At 57.6% G+C, this 19,268-nt stretch carries 18 protein-coding genes; 10 read left to right on the forward strand and 8 right to left on the reverse strand.

All coding sequences use genetic code 11. The annotated features are described in order from the left end of the window. The first annotated feature begins 84 nt into the window (after positions 1–84). Genes ACE3SE_RS14730 through ACE3SE_RS14740 form a run of 3 tightly spaced genes read left to right on the forward strand, consistent with a single transcriptional unit; the run spans position 85 to position 3,879 of the window. On the forward strand, positions 85–984 hold the full coding sequence (locus ACE3SE_RS14730; RefSeq protein ID WP_045846608.1) for an AAA family ATPase: 900 nt from the start codon (positions 85–87) through the stop codon (positions 982–984). Continuing rightward, positions 968–1,918, forward strand: a complete 951-nt coding sequence (locus ACE3SE_RS14735; RefSeq protein WP_374556320.1) for a DUF58 domain-containing protein — start codon at positions 968–970, stop codon at positions 1,916–1,918. Before ACE3SE_RS14730 ends, ACE3SE_RS14735 begins: the two co-directional genes overlap by 17 nt. Beyond that, a complete protein-coding gene (locus ACE3SE_RS14740; RefSeq protein ID WP_374556322.1) occupies positions 1,915–3,879 on the forward strand; it encodes a transglutaminase family protein in 1,965 nt (654 codons plus the stop codon). The genes ACE3SE_RS14735 and ACE3SE_RS14740 overlap by 4 nt, the downstream gene beginning before the upstream one ends. A 146-nt stretch (positions 3,880–4,025) precedes the next feature. Here ACE3SE_RS14740 and rpoS read toward each other — a convergent pair whose 3' ends face one another. From rpoS to nadA, 5 genes are all read right to left on the reverse strand, one after another. Further along, positions 4,026–4,973, reverse strand: coding sequence for an RNA polymerase sigma factor RpoS (gene rpoS / locus ACE3SE_RS14745; protein WP_045846606.1), 948 nt, complete (start codon positions 4,971–4,973; stop codon positions 4,026–4,028). A gap of 47 nt (positions 4,974–5,020) precedes the next feature. Then, positions 5,021–6,040: a peptidoglycan DD-metalloendopeptidase family protein gene (locus ACE3SE_RS14750; RefSeq protein ID WP_131360952.1), complete on the reverse strand. Its 1,020-nt coding sequence runs from the start codon at positions 6,038–6,040 to the stop codon at positions 5,021–5,023. 148 nt (positions 6,041–6,188) lie between these two features. After that, the gene (locus tag ACE3SE_RS14755; protein ID WP_045846604.1) at positions 6,189–6,857 is read right to left on the reverse strand and encodes a protein-L-isoaspartate(D-aspartate) O-methyltransferase; all 669 of its coding nucleotides are present in this window, start codon (positions 6,855–6,857) and stop codon (positions 6,189–6,191) included. Continuing rightward, entirely contained in the window at positions 6,842–7,585 is a 744-nt protein-coding gene (surE, locus tag ACE3SE_RS14760; RefSeq protein ID WP_062789098.1) for a 5'/3'-nucleotidase SurE, read from the reverse strand. The genes ACE3SE_RS14755 and surE overlap by 16 nt, the downstream gene beginning before the upstream one ends. A gap of 107 nt (positions 7,586–7,692) precedes the next feature. Continuing rightward, positions 7,693–8,610 (reverse strand): quinolinate synthase NadA, encoded by a 918-nt coding sequence (gene nadA / locus ACE3SE_RS14765; RefSeq protein ID WP_131357837.1) that lies wholly within the window; start codon positions 8,608–8,610, stop codon positions 7,693–7,695. Between the two features lie 458 nt (positions 8,611–9,068). Between nadA and ACE3SE_RS14770 the strand changes: the two genes are divergently transcribed. From ACE3SE_RS14770 to xerD, 6 genes are all read left to right on the forward strand, one after another. Further along, positions 9,069–11,744: a bifunctional acetate--CoA ligase family protein/GNAT family N-acetyltransferase gene (locus ACE3SE_RS14770; protein WP_045846602.1), complete on the forward strand. Its 2,676-nt coding sequence runs from the start codon at positions 9,069–9,071 to the stop codon at positions 11,742–11,744. 192 nt (positions 11,745–11,936) lie between these two features. Further along, the gene (rpsP, locus tag ACE3SE_RS14775; RefSeq protein ID WP_045846601.1) at positions 11,937–12,185 is read left to right on the forward strand and encodes a 30S ribosomal protein S16; all 249 of its coding nucleotides are present in this window, start codon (positions 11,937–11,939) and stop codon (positions 12,183–12,185) included. Between the two features lie 33 nt (positions 12,186–12,218). Then, the gene (gene rimM, locus ACE3SE_RS14780; protein WP_131357843.1) at positions 12,219–12,725 is read left to right on the forward strand and encodes a ribosome maturation factor RimM; all 507 of its coding nucleotides are present in this window, start codon (positions 12,219–12,221) and stop codon (positions 12,723–12,725) included. Further along, complete coding sequence (gene trmD, locus ACE3SE_RS14785; RefSeq protein WP_062789100.1) at positions 12,725–13,492, forward strand: tRNA (guanosine(37)-N1)-methyltransferase TrmD; 768 nt, start codon at positions 12,725–12,727, stop codon at positions 13,490–13,492. The genes rimM and trmD overlap by 1 nt, the downstream gene beginning before the upstream one ends. Positions 13,493–13,495: 3 nt before the next feature. Further along, positions 13,496–13,864, forward strand: a complete 369-nt coding sequence (rplS, locus tag ACE3SE_RS14790) for a 50S ribosomal protein L19 (protein ID WP_045846598.1) — start codon at positions 13,496–13,498, stop codon at positions 13,862–13,864. A gap of 79 nt (positions 13,865–13,943) precedes the next feature. After that, positions 13,944–14,825, forward strand: a complete 882-nt coding sequence (gene xerD, locus ACE3SE_RS14795) for a site-specific tyrosine recombinase XerD (protein WP_374556327.1) — start codon at positions 13,944–13,946, stop codon at positions 14,823–14,825. 76 nt (positions 14,826–14,901) lie between these two features. On the opposite strand, the gene clpA is transcribed toward xerD, so the two are convergent. Together clpA and clpS are read right to left on the reverse strand one after the other, a co-directional pair. Further along, entirely contained in the window at positions 14,902–17,181 is a 2,280-nt protein-coding gene (clpA, locus tag ACE3SE_RS14800; RefSeq protein WP_045846597.1) for an ATP-dependent Clp protease ATP-binding subunit ClpA, read from the reverse strand. Next, on the reverse strand, positions 17,181–17,489 hold the full coding sequence (gene clpS / locus ACE3SE_RS14805; protein WP_178972176.1) for an ATP-dependent Clp protease adapter ClpS: 309 nt from the start codon (positions 17,487–17,489) through the stop codon (positions 17,181–17,183). The genes clpA and clpS overlap by 1 nt, the downstream gene beginning before the upstream one ends. 224 nt (positions 17,490–17,713) lie before the next feature. Between clpS and ACE3SE_RS14810 the strand changes: the two genes are divergently transcribed. Beyond that, positions 17,714–17,917: a cold-shock protein gene (locus ACE3SE_RS14810; protein ID WP_045846595.1), complete on the forward strand. Its 204-nt coding sequence runs from the start codon at positions 17,714–17,716 to the stop codon at positions 17,915–17,917. A 100-nt stretch (positions 17,918–18,017) separates the two neighbouring features. On the opposite strand, the gene mdtH is transcribed toward ACE3SE_RS14810, so the two are convergent. Beyond that, positions 18,018–19,226, reverse strand: coding sequence for a multidrug efflux MFS transporter MdtH (gene mdtH / locus ACE3SE_RS14815; protein WP_374556330.1), 1,209 nt, complete (start codon positions 19,224–19,226; stop codon positions 18,018–18,020). Between the last annotated feature and the right edge of the window lie 42 nt (positions 19,227–19,268).

Here is a 19,268-nt window from a genome sequence, read left to right on the forward strand (position 1 = left end):
TGTTGCGTACGATTGTTTGCGTACAATGGACGCGAGTTTTATCTTTATGTATTTTCGATAAATACTGCGCGCAACCGGGTCCAAATGCAATCACTCAGCCTTGCCTATCGTCAACTGAACACGCTTATCCTGGGGAAGTCCCGTGCCGTCCGGCTGGCGCTGACCTGCCTGATCGCCCGGGGCCACCTGCTGATCGAGGACGTGCCCGGCGTGGGGAAAACCACGCTTGCCCATGGTCTGGCTGCGGTACTGGGCCTGCATTACCAGCGGGTGCAATTCACCAGCGATTTGCTGCCGGCCGACATCCTCGGCGTCAATATCTACCAGCGTGAAACCGGCACTTTCCGCTTTCACCAGGGGCCGGTGTTCAGCCAGCTGTTATTGGCCGATGAAATCAACCGTGCCTCGCCCAAGGTGCAATCTGCCTTGCTGGAAGCCATGGAAGAGCGTCAGGTCTCGATTGATGGTGAAAGCCATCCGCTGCCCCAGCCGTTTTTTGTGATTGCCACCCAGAACCCGTCCGAGCAGCTTGGGACTTTTCCGTTGCCGGAATCGCAGCTGGACCGTTTCCTGATGCGCATCTCCCTTGGCTATCCCGCGGCCGATGCCGAGCGGGCACTGCTGCTGGGACAAGACCGGCGCAGCTTGCTGGCAGACATGACTCCCTGCTTGCAGGGCGATGGTTTGTTGCAACTGCAGCAGAAAGCAGCCGCGCTGACCGTCACTGCCGATCTGGCTGATTATGTGCTGGCGCTGTTGCAGGCCACCCGGCAGGAAAGCAGTTTCCTGAGCGGCCTGAGTCCGCGGGCTGGCCTTGCCTTGTTGTCGGCGGCCAGGGCATGGGCGATGCTGGAAGGGCGTGACCACGTATTGCCGGAAGATGTGAAAGCGATTTTCCCGGCAGTGGCCGGCCATCGTCTGGGTTTGACCGGGGATGCCACGGCCAGCCTCACTGCCTTGCTCGACCATGTTGCCATTCCGTAAGCGCCTGCGTAGCTGGTGGTGGCGACGCCTGCCGCTGGAGAAAGAATGTCGGCTGAGCCAGCGGCGCATCTATCTGTTGCCCACCCGTTTTGGCTTGCTGCTGTTGGCCGTGGCCGCTGCGGTGTGGGTGGGCGCGCTCAATTACGCGGTCAGCCTGGCTTACGGGCTGGCATTCTGGATCATCAGCCTGTTGTTGCTTGCCGTGCTGATGGCCTACCGGCAATTGGCCGGCCTGCAATTACAGGTGGAAGCCGGGGAAAACACTTTTCTTGGCCAGGTGGCCAACTGCCGTCTGTCGCTGATCAATCAGGCTGGTGTGGAGCGACAAATACATCTGTGGGCAGAAGAAGGAGAAAGCGCTGTACATTGCCAGCTACCGGCGGGTGGCCAGCAGTCGGTCAGCATTCCGCTGTTGCTCAATCGGCGTGGGCCGCATGCTTATCCGGTGCTGCAAATATGGAGCACGGCGCCTTTTGGCCTGATTCGTGCTTTTTCCTGGTGGCGTCCGGACGCCACTGTGCTGGCCTACCCACACCCTTTGCCAGACCGCATTCGTCATGCTGATGGCTTGCAAACGGGCAAAGGGCGCAGCCGGGGTGAAGACGAGGAAGACTTTTCCCATCTGGCTGAATATCAGGCGGGCGATACGCCACGCCAGATTGCCTGGAGCATGCTGGCGCGGCGCGATGTATTGGCCAGCAAACGCTTTGTCAGTCAGCCGCGTGGCCATGCCGTGCACGAGCTGGCCTGGCAGGATTACCCGGCAGCACTGGACGTGGAAACCCGGCTGTCCCGTTTGTGCTGGCGCCTGTTGCAGTGCGAGAAGGCCGGTCAGCACTATCGCGTGCGTTTGCCCGATACGGTGATCGAACCGCAGGCAGGTCAACGGGAAAGGGCATTGGCCGCACTGGCCAACTGCTCACTGCCATCATGAAACATTCTCTGTTCCGCCCCCCAGAAATGGCGGTGCTACTGGCCGTGGCGCTGGTCATCGTCCCCTTGTTGTTCTATCTGCCGTTCTGGTTACCGGCCCTGGTCGAGCTGATGCTGTTGCTGCGCGCATGCCTGCTGCTGCGCCAGTCCCGCCTGCCCGGTTTGGCTGTGCTTCTGCCCTTGCTGGTGTTGGCAGCGGCTGGTGTATGGCTGAATCTGAATACCTTGATTGGCCGGGAAGGTGGGGCAGCATTGTTGATCCTGCTCTTGGGCTTCAAGGTTTTTGAGTCCCGCCAGCAGCGTGACTGGCAGGTCGTCCTGGCGCTGGGGTTCTTCCTGAGCGCCATCCCCTTGTTATTCGATCAGAGCCCCTGGTCCGCGTTGTGGCTGGTCATCAGTCTGCTCGCCTTGACCTGGGCCATGTTGCGACTGGCCGGGGATATTCCATCAGGCAGTGCCCGCACCGCGGTACAAGCCTTGTTGCTGTCCTTGCCGCTGATGCTGGTGTTGTTTGTGGTGATGCCGCGCTTGCCCGGCCCCTTGTGGAGCATGCCGCACGATAGTCATACCGCACAGACCGGCCTGTCCGACAGCATGGAACCAGGCAGTATCAGCCAGCTGGTTCAACGCGAGGATGCTGCGTTTTCCGTGGTGTTTGCCGGCCAGACACCCGCCGTCAGCCAGATGTATTGGCGCATCATGATCCTGGACGATTTTGATGGCCGTCGCTGGCAGAACGTACATGGCCTGCAACAAGAAACCGTGCAATTGCAAGGCGGCCAGCTGATTCCTTACCGTCTGACCGGCAAGCCCGCCCGCTCCCGGCTCCCCTTGCTGGAGTACCCCTTGCAAGCACCCGGAGGCGGCGTGCTGGAGCCGGGCCGCCTATTGCGTCTGGCCAGTGACAGCGATGACACGGTGCGCATTGATGCTGCCAGCCTGCTTGGCAGTCATTACCGGCAGTCTCTGAGCCTGAGCGATCAGGATTTCTACCGCCGCCTGCCTCCGGGCAATCCGGCCAGTCGGCAGCTGGCGATGCAGTGGCGCATGCAAAGTCAGGATGATGCCGGTTTCGTGCACGAGGCCCTGCTGCATTTCCGTCTGAACGGTTATCGCTATACCTTGACCCCGCCCTTGCTCGAAGGCGACAACTCGACGGATGCCTTCCTGTTTTCCACCCGCCAGGGCTTTTGCGAGCATTACGCCTCGGCCTTTGCATTCCTGGCACGGGCTGCTGGCATTCCGGCCCGGGTAGTTACCGGTTACCAGGGCGCGCAGTACAACCCGGTAGGCCGGTTCTGGCAAGTCCGTTCATCGGATGCGCATGCCTGGGTCGAAGTATGGTTGAAGGAAAGCGGTGAGTGGCTGCGGGTTGATCCGACAGCCGCTGTTGCGCCACAACGGGTCAGCGATGGTGTCAGCCAAAGCATTCCTTCATTGCAACCTGCCATGCCCTTGATGGGCAGCCGTATCCCTGGCTGGTTGCTGCCTCTGCAGCAAAGCTGGCAAGCCGCCGGTTTTGCCTGGCAGCAGTGGGTGGTGGACTACGATGCCACCCGACAGCTCAATCTGTACCGTCTGCTGGGCCTTGGTGAGGCGGTGGATGCCGCAGCCGTCTTGCGCGCATTGCTGCTAGGTGGTGCTCTGGGTCTGTTGCCATTGTTGTGGTGGTGGCGCAGGCGACCCGCGATGGCACCATTGCAAGTGGGCCGCAACTTGTTGGTAGCTGCATTGCACTGTCACGGCATCACGATCCTGCCCAGTGACGGGCCGCTGGACATGCTGAACAAGGCTGCGCATCTGCCAAAGGACGTGCGTGTCCTGCTCAAGCAATTGCTCAAGGAGTATGCTGCCATGCGTTATCGGCATGCTGAATTGCCTGCCAGGCAAGTGCAGGCCTGGCTCGGACAAGTGCGCCGTTTTGCGCAGCAGGCGCGTAAGCAGCAGAGGCGGCGCAGTTGAGTGGATGTGCAAGATGTCGGGTGGGGCCGGACTGCATCGGCCTTCCCCAGATAAGACTTGTCGCGCGTCTTGCCACAACCAAACAAAAACCCCGCCGTTCAGGGCGGGGTCATGCTGCTGTTGGCAGGGCAGGTAAGGCGCGATGCTTACAGGACAAAATCGCGTGAAATACCCTTGCGGCGCAGAATGCGACGCAGTTGCTCCAGCCCTTCTATCTGAATCTGACGCACGCGCTCCCGGGTCAGGTTAAGCGCAGCAGCCAGCTCTTCCAGCGTGCAGATTTCATGACCGTTCAGGCCATAGCGGCGCTCGATCACCATGCACTGCTTGTCATTGAGCTGTGCCAGCCATTCCTTGACGAAGAGTTCCAGCTGATTGTTATGCAACTGGATTTCAGGCTCTTCGTGTTGTTCATCAGGGATGGATTCACCAATGGACAGCATCGGGTCTATGTCGAGCGGGGCATCCAGAGAAGCCATGCGTTCGTTCAGGTTCATCACCTTGCGCACATCTTCCACCGGTTTGCCGACGTGCTGGGCAATTTCTTCCAGTGTCGGTTCACGTCCCATCTGGCTTTCCAGCTGACGGGAAGCACGCAGGTAGACGTTCAGCTCCTTGATGACATGAACCGGCAGGCGGATGGTGCGCGACTGGTTCATGATGGCCCGTTCGATACTCTGACGAATCCACCACGTTGCATAGGTTGAAAAACGGAAGCCGCGTTCTGGATCAAACTTTTCCAGCGCATGCATCAGCCCGATATTGCCCTCTTCGATCAGATCAAGCAGCGCAAGGCCGCGATTGATGTAATGTTTGGCAATATTGACCACCAGACGCAGATTGTGCTCGATCATCTTCTGACGGGCATCAAAATCGCCAGCGACTACACGACGTGCCAGTTCCAGTTCCTGGGCTGGTGTCAGCAAGGCATTGTTTCCGATGTCGTTAAGGTAAATCTGGGTGACATCGGCCACTTCCTCGGTCACGCTCTGACGTTCGGCAGCCTCTTCGGTTTCTGCTTCAGCGGCAACGTCTTCGGCAACTTCTTCTTCAAGAACTTCCTCTTCTTCGAGGATATCGCTGTCTTGGTTCATTATTTCCCCCCGCTACGGTGGATCCTGGCAGAGGGAAATACCTCTGTTCAGGACTTGTTGTCTAGGTACTGCATCGGATCAACCGGTTTCCCGAAGCGGCGGATCTCAAAATGCAGTTTTACCTGATCGGCATCAGTATTACCCATTTCGGCAATCTTTTGCCCTTTCCTGACAGACTGGCCCTCCTTGACCATCAACTGACTGTTATGAGCGTATGCAGACAGAAAAGTCTTGTTGTGCTTGATGATGATGAGCTTCCCGTAGCCCCTCAAGCCATTTCCGCTGTAAACGACCTTGCCATCACCTGCTGCTATGACACTTTGACCTGCACGACCACTGATATCGACACCTTTATTGCTTTCCGAATAGCCGCGTATCACTTTTCCTTCGGTCGGCCAACCCCAGGCGACTGCATCTTCACTGATTGTTGCCTGAGATTTTTCTTCAATTTTGTTCTTATTTTCCGATATTGCAGCTGGAGTACTACTGTCCTTTTTGTCGGATTGACTGTTTGCGGACGTCGTCGCAGCTACTTTGGGTGGCATTGTCTTTTTATTGCCACTTCCTTCGCTCTGTTGTGCCAGTGTTTTGGCAGCTTCTTCCGAATAAGGCAGTTTGAGTGCTTTCGGATAGTTTTTGCTGCCAGCGGCAGGATTACCACTTTCAATGGTGGCTTGTTCTGGTTTTGGTTGTTCTGTTGCCGGTACCGTCGTTTGCTGTTTCAGGACGGGTTGGGGCGTGGCTTCATTGCTGGTCGGTGGCGTCAGACGTAACACCTGGCCAACCTTGATATTGTTGTCTGACAGATTATTCCATGCAGCAACATCTTTGTATTTCAAACCATTATTCAGCGAAATGCGAAACAGGTTTTCACCTGCCTGAACAACATGTGTCTTTTCTGCCGAATCATTGCCCAACTTCTTGGCAGTCAGTCCGCCGCCGCTCTTGTAAGGCGTTGCCACGGCAGTGTCTGCTGCAACCGGTGCCTGGGGCTTGCTGGCCGTGCTCGTTATCGTTGCCACCGGAGCGGGGCGGGCTGACTCAACCGGTGCTGCTTGTTGTGCCATGCTGCTGCAACCTGCCAGAACAACGGAGGTTAACGATGCGGTCAGCCAATGCTTTGAATGCTGTTTATGCATGCCTATGGATTTTATATGTCAGTTAATTGAGGTTTGTAAACATTTACACTTGGTATGTGTTGTGTTTTTGCAAGAGTTAGTTACGACCGGGCAGAAGAGGTACAAACTTGACCGGGTCCAGTCTGGTCTTTTGCAAACCCTGCGTGGTTTTCTCCAGCAGCCACAAATACTGCTCGGCTTCACCGACCGGCATGATGAGCCTGCCGCCTTCTGCCAATTGTTCGACCAGTGCTTCCGGAATGTTGCGAGCCGCTGCTGTCATGATGATGCCTTCGAACGGTGCTGCTTCCGGTAGCCCGAAGTGACCATCACCGTGAACCAGCCGGGCGTGAACCAGTTTGGCTGCACGCAGATTCCGCCTTGCTTTGTCCAGCAGGGCCGAGAGTCGTTCAATCGAATACACTTCAGCCCCGGTCTTGAGCAATACGGCTGTCTGGTAGCCGCATCCCGTGCCGATTTCCAGCACCTTGCCAGGCTTGCGACCGGCAAGTAGCACTTCAGTCATGCGTGCTACGGTCAGCGGCTGCGAAATGGTCTGGCCATGACCGATGGGGAGGGATACATCGTCATAGGCGCGTGTTGCCAATGCCTGATCGACAAACAGGTGACGTGGCACATCAGACATGGCACCAAGGACACGTTCGTCCTGAATGCCGGATTGTCGCAGGCGCTCCACCATGCGTTTGCGGGTACGGTCAGACAGCATGCCATAGGCTTGGCTGTCTTGTGTCACGGATGAAGCCATGTATTGATTCCGTCCATTTGGCCAAATGCAGTTAGATCGAGCATGAGCGGAGTCAGCGAGGCATGCTTGCCCGCAATGGCCGCAAAGTCGGTGCCTGGCCCGGCATCTTGTGCCGCTCCCACCGGGCCTACCCAGTATATCGTTTCTCCACGGGGATTCTTGGCTTTGATGACCGGTTCGGCATGATGCCGGCGCCCCAGACGGGTGACTTGCAGCGCTTGCAGCTCGTTGGCAGGGATGTCCGGGACATTGACATTGAGCAGCACAGGGCTGCTCAGTGGATGTTGTCGATGGCGTTCCAGCAGTTGTTCCACCACCAGTGCTGCAGTATCGAAGTGCTTGCCGCTATAGCCGGCCAGCGAAATGGCGATGGAGGGAATGCCCAGCAAAAAGCCTTCGCTGGCGGCGGCGACGGTGCCGGAGTAAATGGTGTCATCGCCCATGTTCGGGCCATGGTTGATACCGCTGAAGATCATGTCCGGACGGAAATCCAGCAAGCCGGTCACTGCCAGGTGAACGCAGTCGGTAGGCGTGCCATTGACATAATAAAAGCCATTGGCGGCCTGGCGGACGGTCAGGGGGCGGTCCAGGGTGAGCGAATTGCTGGCGCCGCTTCGGTCGCGTTCCGGGGCGACCACGACGACTTCGCCATGGCGTGCCAGGGTTTCCGCCAGTACCCGTATGCCGGGTGAGAAATAACCGTCGTCATTGCTGATGAGGAACTTCATGCTCTGCTTCCGGGTTGGACGCATGATTGTATCGCTGCGAGGGAGTGCTGGGAAACCATTGCAGCACATTCAGACAAAGAAAAACCCGCCGCAGCGGGTTGGTCTGATCAGGCGTAGTAGCGCTGGCTGAATTCCAGCATGCGTTCAATCGGGATGCGGGCTGCATCCATCTGTTCTGCCGTGAGGTAGTCGATGCGCAAGCCCTCGCCTTGTTGGGCGCGTTTGACTGCCTCGATGGTATTCATCTTCATGTAAGGACAGGAGTTGCACTGGCAACCGGCGTAGATGGGGGCCTGCCGCAGGTCCAGGTCGGGCCGCGCCAGACCCATGTTGTACAGGATACCGTCTTCGGTTGCGACGAAGATGACGGCCTTGCTGTCACCCTTGAAAGCTTTTACCCAGTTCAGCATGCCGGAGGTGGAGCCTACGTAATCGGCTTTTTTCAGTACCGGCAACGGGCTTTCCGGGTGGGCAATCAGGTATTTTTCACCCGTTGCGGCGGCAAATGCCTCATCCAGCGCTGCTTCGTTGAACTTGTCGTGTACTTCACACACGGCCGACCACAGCGGCATGTCGTAGCCGTATTGGTCGTTCAGGTAGCCGCCCATGTTGCGGTCCGGCGAGAAAATGACTTTTTTGCCTTCGGCATACAGGTGGGCAATGATGTCGTCCACATTGCGGCTGGTGACAATCCAGTCCGACAGTGCCTTGTGTTCCGCGCTGGAGTTGATGTACGACACATGGACATGGTCCGGGTGACGTTCACGCCATGCCTTGAGTGCAGTGACATCGGTCTGAGTGACCAGCGAACAGGTGGAACCGGCATCCGGCAGGATGACTTCGGCTTGCGGATTGAGGATTTTGGCGGTTTCGGCCATGAAACGGACACCGGCAAACACAATGATGTCGGCGTTGGCTTCCTTGGCATACAGCGACAGTTCCAGGCTATCGCCCACCTTGTCAGCCATTTGCTGGATTTCCGGCTGGGTGTAGTAGTGGGCAAGGGTGACGACGCGCTTCGTCATGATGGCTGACTCCTGCCCGCCCTGCTTCATGTTGCAGGCGAGCTGAATTGATATGTTGCGATGCAGTTCCCGTGGACTGCTGAACCGTCAAGGGTAGCAATATTGCAGTGCGATTACCACCGCCAGCTTGTGTGCGATGCGCGGATGGTGGCGGTCTTTGCTATAAAATTCATCTGAGGTGCGCTTGCCCGAGGTCAACATGAGGCGGCAAGGTCTGCGGCAGCATGTTGGTGTCATTCTGCACAGGCTGTGCTTGGCCGATCAGTCCCGTCGCTTCATGACGCATGCTCGTTTGTCCTTATTGTGCATTGCACAATACTATCGCAACATACAGGTATCAAGCTGGATTTGCCTTTGCAAGTCCATGTATTCAAACAGATCTGGCCAGAAGACTGGCTGCCCCTGGCAGCGTGTCGTGCTGGATGACTGCTGGCATTAACCCTACTGGAACCGCTTCCATGAAGCCTCACTACCTTACTCCGCTGTTTTCACCGCGCACTGTTGCTGTTGTTGGTGCCAGCGATACGCCCGGCTCCATTGGCCAGGCGGTGTTTGCCAATCTGTTGGCGGGCAATTTTCAAGGCAAGCTGTTTCCGGTCAATCTGAATCACAAGGTGGTGGGTGGCATTCCTGCCGTTCCCTCGGTACGCCTGATCGAACCGGCGGTTGACATGGCCGTGGTCTGTACAGCCATTCGTACTTTGCCGGCCATCATCAAGGATTGTGGCAAGAAGGGCATCAAGGCCGTGCTGCTGGCCAAGGAGTTTTCCGATAGCGAGCAGCTGGAGCGGGAAATCCTGAATGAGTCGGTATCCATCGCCCGCCACTATGGCATCCGTGTGCTGGGGCCGAATGTATTGGGCCTGATGCGACCAGTGGCCGGCTTCAATGCCACCAATTACACCAGTAAGGTCCGTCCGGGAAACATGGCGCTGGTGTCGCAGTCGTCAGCCCTGTGTACGGCCATGCTGGACTGGGCAGACAGCAAGGGCATCGGTTTTTCCAGTGTGATTTCGGTGGGTGAGGCGCTGGATGTCGATTTCGGCGAAATTCTGGATTACCTGGTGGCGGATAACTTCACCCAGGGCATTTTGTTGCATGTTCACCACATCCATCATGCACGCCGCTTCATGAGTGCGCTGCGTGCGGCCGCACGTACCAAGCCGGTGGTGGTGATCAAGTCGGGCCGTTATCAGGATGATGTGACCGGTGTCACCCATTCGAGCAACCTGATTGAAAGCGGTGATGTTTTCGATGCCGCGCTGTCCCGAGCCGGTGTGCTGCGCGTGTCTTCCATTGCCCAGCTGTTTACTGCGGCCAAGGTGCTGGCAGCCAATTTCCGTGTCGGAGGCAAGCGGCTGGCCATTGTCACCAACGGGATCGGCCCCGGCGTGCTGGCTGCCGACAGTGCATATACCAATGGTGTGGAGCTGGCCAAGCTGAGCGACGCCACCATGGACCTGCTCAATAACGCCTTGCCACGCAACTGGTCGCACGGCAACCCGATCGACCTGATCGGTGATGCCAGCCCGGTGCGTTTTCGTACTGCGGTGAAGGCCTGTATCGACGACCCGAATGTCGACGGTGTGCTGGTGGTATTCACTCCGCAGGCCGGTACCGACCACCTGACCACGGCGCAGTTGATGATTGGCTTGCAGCGGGAATCCAGCAAGCCGATGTTCCTGTCCTGGCTGGGTGATGCCAAGGTATCGGAAAGCCGCGATCTGTTTTCCAAAGCCAAGTGCGCGCATTTCCGTGCGCCGGAATACGGCATCGAGGTATTCCGCAACCTGGCTTCCTATCATTACAACCAGCAATTGCTGTTGCAGACCCCAGGGCCGCTGGAAGGCAAGCGTGAAGCACCAGACCTGCTGCGTGCCCGTGCAGTGATTGCCGGAGCCATGGCCGAAGGCCGTACCATTCTGTCCGAGCGCGAGTCCAAGGAGGTGCTGGCGGCGTTCCGTATCCCGGTCAACCCCACCTTGCTGGCGCGCAGCGAAGATGAAGCCGTGGTGCTGGCCGAGCAAATCCACTACCCGGTGGTGCTGAAGATCGATTCACCGGACATCATCTACAAATCGGATGTCGGCGGTGTGGAGTTGAACATCAGTAACGAAGCCACCTTGCGCGCAGCCTTCCGCAGCATTCTGGAGCGGGCCCACCAGGCCATGCCGGAGGCGCGCATTGATGGCATTTCGGTACAGCCCATGCGTAAACGCCGCTTTGCGCGCGAGGTGATGGTGGGGGTGACACACGACAGCTCGTTCGGCCCGGTGATTACCTTTGGTGCCGGCGGTATTGCGGTGGAGGTCATGCATGACCGTGCGCTGTCCTTGCCGCCGCTGAACCAGTACCTGGTGGGCAGCATGATACGCAAGACCCGTATCGGCCAATTGCTGGGTGCCTTCAAGAACCTGCCGGCCGTCGACATGGAAGAACTGGTGGATGTGCTGCTGCATGTGTCGGAGATGGTGTGCGAGCTGCCAGAGTTGCGCGAGATGGACATCAACCCCTTGGTGGCGGACGAGAAGGGGGTCATTGCGCTGGATGCGCGCATCATCGTTGAACCCTTGAAGCCTGATGTGAAACGCTACGGTCACATGGCCATCATGCCTTACCCCACGCATATGGTGCGCAGTGCCACGCTGAACGATGGCATGAAGGTCACCATTCGCCCGGTGCGGCCGGAAGATGCCGAGATGCAGCAGGAGTTTGTCCGCACGCTGTCGGACGAAAGCCGCTATAACCGTTACATGTCCAGCATCAAGCAGCTGTCGCAAACCATGCTTGTGCGCTTTACCCAGCTGGACTACGACCGCGAAATGGCACTGGCCATGACGTGCGAGACCGAGAACGGTGAAGAGCAGCAAGCCGTGGCCCGTTTCATTACCGATCCGGACAACGAAGGCTGCGAATTTGCGCTGGAAGTAGCAGATAAATGGCAGGGCAAGGGCATTGGCTACATCCTGATGAATGCCTTGTTCGATGCCGCCCGTGAGCAAGGGCTGACCGTGATGCGCGGTGAAGTGCTGGCCGGCAACAAGGGCATGCTCAAGCTGATGCACAAGCTGGGCTTTACCGTGGAAACCCATCCGGAAGACAGGGCGCTGACCATCGTCACCAAGATTCTTTAATGCATTGCACTCCGTGCCCTTGGCTGATTGCAGCGCCCTGGTGTGGTTTTTTTCGTCAAAGCAGGGGTCTTCTGCTGACCGATATCGGGCGGCAGGACTGGCAGGCGTATTAAGCGCTTGCAAGATAAGGGAAAAGTGCCATAGAATCGTGGGCTTTTCTACGATACCGTTTTTATCTAAGGACAATCGACAATGGTAGTGATTCGTCTGGCACGTGGCGGCGCCAAGAACCGTCCGTTCTACAACATCGTGGTGACCGATTCCCGTAACCGTCGTGACGGTCGCTTCATCGAGCGCGTTGGCTTCTACAACCCGGTAGCTAACGAGAAGGAAGAGCGCGTGCGCCTGACTTCCGATCGTCTGAACTACTGGATCGGCGTTGGTGCCCAGGTTACCGACGCTGTAGCCAAGCTGCTGAAAGAGCAGAAGGTTGCTGCCTAATCGTTCGTTGACTCAACTCGCGGACTAAGGCGCATGCGCAAGGAAGATCTCGTCTTGATGGGGTTTGTGCGTGGCGCCTTCGGTATCAAGGGCTGGATCAAAGTCCAGGCCGATACCGAATACGCTGACGGTCTGTTTGACTACCCGGTCTGGTGGCTGGGCAAGGATGACAGCTGGAAGCCGTACACATTTGAAAACGGGGCGGTGCAGCCCAAGGGCTTGTCCGTCAAGCTGCAGGGCATTGAAGATCGTGACGCGGCGGAAGCCCTGCGCGGCCTGCAAATAGCCGTTCCCCGTAGTGAATTGCCGGAAGCTGGCGCTGACGAATATTACTGGTCCGATCTGATCGGCCTGTCTGTCGTCAACCAGCAAGGTGTGGTGCTTGGCAAGGTGACCGAATTGATGGAAACCGGTGCCAACGACGTATTGGTGGTAGAAGGTGAACACGGCCAGCGGCTGATTCCCTTCGTTGGCCAGTTCGTATTGGATGTCAGTCTGGCCGAGGCCCGCATTTCAGTCGACTGGGGCCTGGATTACTGATGCATATCGATGCCATTACGCTGTTTCCGGAAATGTTCGATGCCATCGCCCGCTTTGGTGTAAGCCAGCGGGCGCTTGATCTGGGCATTTGGGATTTCCAGAAATGGAATCCACGCGATTTCACCCATGACAACTACCGCCGTGTGGACGACCGTCCTTATGGTGGTGGGCCTGGCATGCTGATGCTGATTGAACCGCTGGAGGCTGCCATTACGGCGGCCAAGGCACGTCAGCAGGCAGCAGGTGTCGAAGAGAGCCATGTTATCTACCTGTCCCCGCAAGGGCGTGCATTGACGCACGAAAAAGCGGTTGAGCTGTCCCGTCGTCCCGGTCTGATTGTGCTGTGCGGACGTTACGAAGGGGTGGACGAGCGCTTGATCGAGCGACAGGTGGACGAGGAAGTTTCCATTGGCGACTACGTGTTGTCCGGTGGCGAGCTACCGGCCATGGTGCTGATGGATGCGGTCATCCGGCTGCTTCCCGGTGTTCTCAACGACGCCCAGTCTGCTTATGAAGACTCATTTGTGAACGGACTCCTTGATTGTCCGCACTATACCCGACCCGAAGACTATCAGGGCATGCGGGTGCCGGATGTACTCATGTCCGGAAATCATGCACTGATTGCTAAATGGCGGCTCAAGCAGGCGCTGGGAAGAACGTGGCAACGTCGACCAGAGCTGTTGCAGGGCCGCACTTTGACAAAACAGGAATCTCGGCTGCTGGCAGAGTACCAGCAGGAACAAGATATCCGTAAAAAACCGGAGTAACACATGGATCTGATCCAGAAACTCGAGCAAGAAGAAATCGCCCGCCTGGGCAAAACCATCCCGGAATTCGCTCCTGGCGATACCGTTGTGGTGAATGTCAAGGTAAAGGAAGGTAACCGCGAACGTCTGCAGGCTTACGAAGGCGTTGTTATCGCCAAGCGTAACCGTGGCCTGAACAGCTCTTTCATCGTGCGCAAGATGTCCGCCGGTGAAGGTGTTGAGCGTACTTTCCAGACCTACTCCCCGCTGGTGGCTTCCGTTGAAGTGAAGCGCCGTGGTGACGTACGTCGCGCCAAGCTGTACTACCTGCGTGGTCGTACCGGCAAGTCCGCACGTATCAAGGAAAAACTGCCGGCTCGCAAGCAAGGCTGATCCTGATACCGTCAGGTATGATGAAAGCGCAAGGTTCACACCTTGCGCTTTTTTTATGTCTTCGGCCAGGAACGACATCATGAGTACGGAAAGCATAGACCGGTTTCTGGATCATCTGTGGCTGACAGATGGCTTGTCTGCCAATACCCTGGCGGCTTATCGCCGTGATCTGGCCAAAATGCAAAAACAGCTGCAAAGCCAGGACAGCGCGCTGGAATCGGCCAGCCATGTCCAGCTGCAGCAGGCCTTGTTGGCAAGTATCGAGCACGAGAAACCTGCCACGCGAGCCAGGCAGCTGTCCTGTCTGCGGCGCTATTACCAGTATCTGCTAGGGACAAAACAGCGCAATGACGACCCCAGCCTGTATCTGGATAACCCCCGGCTGGGGCAGCGGCTGCCCAAAACCCTATCTGAAGGGCAGGTGGAGCTGTTGTTGCAGGCACCGGATGTGGAAACGCCGCTGGGACTACGCGATCGGGCCATGTTTGAAGTGCTGTATGCAACCGGCTTGCGCGTGTCCGAGCTGGTGGGGCTGACGCTGCAGCAGCTGGACATGGTGACGGGCCTGATCATCACCCGTGGCAAGGGTAACAAGGAGCGCATGGTGCCCTTGGGAGAAATTGCCCTGGAATGGCTGGAGCGCTACTTCAGGGAAGCCCGTGTGCTGTTGTTGGGTGGAGCGCAGTGCGATGCCGTATTTGTCACCCAGCGCAAGGCCGGGATGAGCCGGCAGATGGCCTGGCATCTGATTGCCAGCTATGCCAGTGCGCAAGGTTTGCCACCCGTTGGGCCGCACATGCTGCGACATGCCTTTGCCACCCACCTGGTGAACCATGGTGCTGACCTGCGTGTTGTACAGTTGTTACTGGGGCATTCGGATATATCCACCACACAAATCTACACCCACGTTGCCCGCGAGCGACTCAAGCAGCTGCATGCCCAGCATCATCCACGTGGCTGAGTGATGATGTCCTTGTCCGGTACAAAAAAACGCCCGCAATTGCGGGCGTTTTTGTGAGGCGATTTGGTTATCAGGCTCAGGCGGGCTCTGCTGCCAGTGCTTCGGTGTCGAATTGCAGCTCGACCACATCCTGGTCATTGATATCCACCGTAACTTCCCCGCCATGGGCCAGTCGGCCAAACAGCAGTTCGTCTGCCAGTGCCTTGCGGATGGTGTCCTGAATCAGCCGGGCCATCGGACGCGCACCCATCAGCGGGTCGAAGCCGCGTTTGGCCAGGAAGGCGCGCAAGGCATCGGTGAAGTGGATTTCCACCTTCTTGTCGCCCAACTGATGCTCAAGCTGCATCAGGAACTTGTCCACCACCTGCATGATGATCTGCTCATCCAGCATCTTGAAGGAAATGGTGGCATCCAGCCGGTTACGGAATTCCGGGCTGAACAGGCGTTTGATGTCCGCCATCTCATCCCCGGTTTCCTTGGACTGGGTAAAGCCCAGTGTCGGCTTGGACATGGCTTCAGCCCCGGCATTGGTGGTCATGATGATCACCACGTTACGGAAATCGGCCTTGCGTCCGTTGTTGTCGGTCAGGGTGCCGTGATCCATTACCTGCAACAGTACGTTGTAGATGTCCGGATGCGCCTTCTCGATTTCGTCCAGCAGCAACACCGCATAGGGGTGCTTGTTGATGGCCTCGGTCATTTGGCCGCCCTGTTCGAAGCCGACATAGCCCGGAGGTGCACCAATCAGCCGGCTTACTGCATGACGTTCCATGTATTCCGACATGTCGAAGCGGATCAGCTCCACGCCCAGCACATAAGCCAGTTGCTTGGCTACTTCGGTCTTGCCCACGCCGGTAGGACCGGAGAACAAGAAAGAGCCGATCGGCTTGTGCGGATTGCCCAGGCCCGAGCGCGTCATCTTGATAGCGGTGGCCAGGCTTTCGATGGCCTTGTCCTGACCAAACACCACGTTCTTGAGGTCGCGCTCCAGGTTCTTCAGCACGTTCTTGTCGTCGCTGGAGACCGTCTTGGGCGGAATGCGGGCAATCTTGGCGACGATCTCTTCGATCTCTGCCTTGTTGATCACCTTCTTCTGCTTGGACTTGGGCAGAATCTTCTGTGCGGCACCTGCTTCGTCAATCACGTCGATGGCCTTGTCCGGCAGGTGACGGTCATTGATGTAGCGGGCAGACAATTCCGCAGCGGTAGACAGGGCCGACTGGGTGTATTTCACACCATGATGTGCCTCGAAGCGCGATTTCAGGCCCTTCAGGATTTCGATGGTCTGCTCCACGGTGGGCTCAGCCACGTCAATCTTCTGGAAGCGGCGTGACAGGGCATTATCCTTCTCGAAAATGCCGCGATATTCGTTGTAGGTAGTGGCACCAATGCAACGCAGGCTGCCGTTGGACAAGGCCGGCTTGAGCAGGTTGGAGGCATCCAGCGTGCCGCCAGAGGCCGCACCGGCACCAATCAGCGTGTGAATTTCGTCAATGAACAAGATGGCGTGTTCATCTTCGGTCAGCTGCTTGATGACTGCCTTCAGGCGCTGTTCGAAGTCACCGCGATACTTGGTGCCAGCCAGCAGCGCGCCCATGTCCAGCGCGTAGACGGTAGCCTTGGACAGTACGTCAGGTACTTCATTGTTGACGATGCGTCGGGCCAAGCCTTCTGCGATGGCCGTTTTGCCCACGCCAGCCTCGCCCACCAGCAAGGGGTTGTTCTTGCGGCGGCGGCACAGGATTTGCACGGTGCGTTCCAGCTCGTGCTCACGGCCAATCAGCGGGTCGATCTTGCCGTCACGGGCTTGCTGATTGAGGTTCAGCGTATAGTTTTCCAGTGCGCCGCCTGGGCCGTTGCTTTGCTCCTCGCCATCGGATTCATTGTGCTGTTCACGCGATTCCGGCGGATGCTGCGGGGAGCGTTGCTTGGTGATGCCATGCGAAATGAAATTGACCACATCCAGGCGGGAAATACCTTGCTGATGCAGGTAGTACACCGCATGTGAGTCTTTTTCACCGAAGATGGCCACCAGAATGTTGGCGCCGGTGACTTCCTTTTTGCCGGAAGACTGAACGTGCAGGATGGCGCGCTGGATAACGCGCTGGAACCCCAGTGTGGGCTGGGTTTCCACCTCGGTTTCACCCGGAACGGTAGGTGTGTGTTCGTCAATGAAGTCGCCCAGCTGCTTTTTCAGCTGGTCGAGATTGGCCCCGCAGGCCCTCAAGACATCGGCGGCGGAGGGGTTGTCGATCATGGCAAGCAGCAAGTGCTCCACGCTGATGAATTCGTGGCGCTTGCGCCTGGCGTCCATGAACGCCATATGCAGGCTTACTTCAAGCTCCTGGGCAATCATCAGTTTTCCTCCATAACGCACTGAAGCGGATGCTGGTGTGCTTTGGCAAATTGCAACACCTGTTCAACCTTGGTGGCAGCCACGTCTTTGGTATAAACGCCACACACGCCGTGACCTTGCGTATGGACTTGTAACATGACTTGGGTCGCTTTTTCCCGATTCATGTGGAACAACTGTTGCAATACTTCCACCACAAATTCCATTGGGGTGAAATCATCGTTCAATAACAATACCTTATACATGGGGGGAGGGGTGGTCCTCACCCGAGACGCCTCTTTGACGACGTCTTCGCTGAACTGCGTTGGCATGTCGACTTTCAGTTAAACCGCGGTTTACTTCAATTTTGGTTCCCCCTGGCTTTTTTTCAAGGGGAGCGTGCGAATTCCTTCAGGGGCTTGACGCTATCACAATGGTTGCGTAGAAATGCTGTCAGGTGCTTGGCTTAGCTGTTTGGCATTGTCGGATAAGCCGCAATGGACAGCAGGCTTTAAGTTGTTCGGCCTCACCAGCCATCGTCAATCAAGGAAGTAACATGTCAATTGGTACCGTTAAGTGGTTCAACGACGCTAAAGGCTTTGGCTTTATTACCCCGGATGAGGGTGGTGAAGACCTGTTTGCCCATTTCTCCGCCATCAACATGCAAGGCTTCAAGACCCTGAAAGAGGGGCAACGTGTAAGCTTTGACATTGTTAGCGGCCCGAAAGGCAAGCAAGCGTCGAACATCCAGGCTGCCTGATCAGGCAGAGGATGTGCCAGGATTGCCAGGCACGCTGATCTGACCGGTCAACGTCCCGACAGCTTCAAACAGAACCCCGCCAGTTGGCGGGTTTTGTTTTTCATGCATTGTTGCGTGCACAGGCGCTGCCGCTGGCGTCCGGTTGCCACTGAGACCAGAGGGCAAGCAAGGTGATGCTGCCAACCAGTGACAGGCACAACCAGGGCAAGGCGGGCAGCTGCCACTGGTGCGATGCATCCAGCAGCCAGCCGCCGCCGACATAGCCCAGTGCTCCGCCTACAGCCAGCCCCACCCGGCTGCAACCCAGGTAGCTGGCGCGGGCGTGTGGACGCGCCAGGCTGGCAACATGGGTCTCCCGCGCCGGTTCCATGATGATGGAGCCGACAAAGAACAACCCCAGCACGCTGAATGCGGCCAATGGATGCATCACATTGCTCATGACGGCCAGACTCAGGCTCATCAGGCCGAGTCCGATCAGCATGCGCTGCTCGCGGCGCAGGTGACGTTCGCCCCAGCGTGCCAACGGGTAGAGCAGGCTGAGTGACAGACAGGTTTCCAGCGTGTACATCCAGCCGACGGCCTGGTAGCTGCCGGTGAGTTGCTTGATGGTGACCGGAACCAGCAGCATGACCTGCACCGCAAGCATGTAATAGCCGCTCAAGGTCAGTACAAAGCGCATATAGCTGCGGTCTTGCAGAACCACGCGCATGGATTGCCAGGGCGATGCGGTACCGGTGGCAACCCGGTAGGGCGGGAGCAGCAAGGCATTGACCAAGGCCGCCAGAACAAAAATGGCGGTGCCCGCCAGGCCAACCCAGCGGAAGTCAAACTGTAGCAGCCAGCTGCCCAGCAAGGCGGCAGCAACCGCCCCTGCGCTGTCCTGCATCATCAGCAGGGCGTAGAAATGCGGGCGGTGGCGGGCCAGTACCAGCTTGGCCACCAGTGCGGTGCGGGGTGGGTCGAACAGGGTGCCGCCCAAGCCGGAGAGCAGGCAGGACAGGTAAAGCAGCCAGGGGGCATGTGCGATGGCCATGCAGGCGAAGCCCGCTGCGCGCAGCAACATGCCAGAGACGATCAGCGGCTTGGCGCCAAAGCGATCGGCCAGCGAGCCGCCAAACAAGCCAAGACCCTGCTGCATGAACTGGCGTAGTGCCAGTGCCAGCCCGACCGTGCTGGCACTCCAGCCCAGCTGATCGACGAAGTGCAGGCTGATCAGCGGAAACACCATGAAAAAACCGAATATCACCAGCAGGTTGTCCAGCAGGATGAAAGCCTTGCCAAGCTTGCGGGCACGCTGTGCGGATGCCATGTCTTCTCCTCATTCGAACAGCATTCTAGGGAGGCATCCTGC

This window comes from Aquitalea pelogenes (assembly GCF_041914625.1).
GTDB classification, from domain to species: Bacteria; Pseudomonadota; Gammaproteobacteria; order Burkholderiales; family Chromobacteriaceae; genus Aquitalea; species Aquitalea pelogenes.

What these genes read in the sequence shown, in the direction of transcription:
- xerD (WP_374556327.1), top strand. Translation starts at nt 13,944, where the DNA reads ATGAGTACGGAAAGCATAGACCGGTTTCTGGATCATCTGTGGCTGACA.
- rplS (WP_045846598.1), top strand. Translation starts at nt 13,496, where the DNA reads ATGGATCTGATCCAGAAACTCGAGCAAGAAGAAATCGCCCGCCTGGGC.
- clpA (WP_045846597.1), bottom strand. Translation starts at nt 17,181, where the DNA reads ATGATTGCCCAGGAGCTTGAAGTAAGCCTGCATATGGCGTTCATGGAC.
- ACE3SE_RS14750 (WP_131360952.1), bottom strand. Translation starts at nt 6,040, where the DNA reads ATGGCACAACAAGCAGCACCGGTTGAGTCAGCCCGCCCCGCTCCGGTG.
- ACE3SE_RS14740 (WP_374556322.1), top strand. Translation starts at nt 1,915, where the DNA reads ATGAAACATTCTCTGTTCCGCCCCCCAGAAATGGCGGTGCTACTGGCC.
- ACE3SE_RS14730 (WP_045846608.1), top strand. Translation starts at nt 85, where the DNA reads ATGCAATCACTCAGCCTTGCCTATCGTCAACTGAACACGCTTATCCTG.
- ACE3SE_RS14810 (WP_045846595.1), top strand. Translation starts at nt 17,714, where the DNA reads ATGTCAATTGGTACCGTTAAGTGGTTCAACGACGCTAAAGGCTTTGGC.
- clpS (WP_178972176.1), bottom strand. Translation starts at nt 17,489, where the DNA reads ATGCCAACGCAGTTCAGCGAAGACGTCGTCAAAGAGGCGTCTCGGGTG.
- rpoS (WP_045846606.1), bottom strand. Translation starts at nt 4,973, where the DNA reads ATGAACCAAGACAGCGATATCCTCGAAGAAGAGGAAGTTCTTGAAGAA.
- ACE3SE_RS14755 (WP_045846604.1), bottom strand. Translation starts at nt 6,857, where the DNA reads ATGGCTTCATCCGTGACACAAGACAGCCAAGCCTATGGCATGCTGTCT.
- ACE3SE_RS14770 (WP_045846602.1), top strand. Translation starts at nt 9,069, where the DNA reads ATGAAGCCTCACTACCTTACTCCGCTGTTTTCACCGCGCACTGTTGCT.
- nadA (WP_131357837.1), bottom strand. Translation starts at nt 8,610, where the DNA reads ATGACGAAGCGCGTCGTCACCCTTGCCCACTACTACACCCAGCCGGAA.
- rpsP (WP_045846601.1), top strand. Translation starts at nt 11,937, where the DNA reads ATGGTAGTGATTCGTCTGGCACGTGGCGGCGCCAAGAACCGTCCGTTC.
- ACE3SE_RS14735 (WP_374556320.1), top strand. Translation starts at nt 968, where the DNA reads ATGTTGCCATTCCGTAAGCGCCTGCGTAGCTGGTGGTGGCGACGCCTG.
- trmD (WP_062789100.1), top strand. Translation starts at nt 12,725, where the DNA reads ATGCATATCGATGCCATTACGCTGTTTCCGGAAATGTTCGATGCCATC.
- surE (WP_062789098.1), bottom strand. Translation starts at nt 7,585, where the DNA reads ATGAAGTTCCTCATCAGCAATGACGACGGTTATTTCTCACCCGGCATA.
- rimM (WP_131357843.1), top strand. Translation starts at nt 12,219, where the DNA reads ATGCGCAAGGAAGATCTCGTCTTGATGGGGTTTGTGCGTGGCGCCTTC.
- mdtH (WP_374556330.1), bottom strand. Translation starts at nt 19,226, where the DNA reads ATGGCATCCGCACAGCGTGCCCGCAAGCTTGGCAAGGCTTTCATCCTG.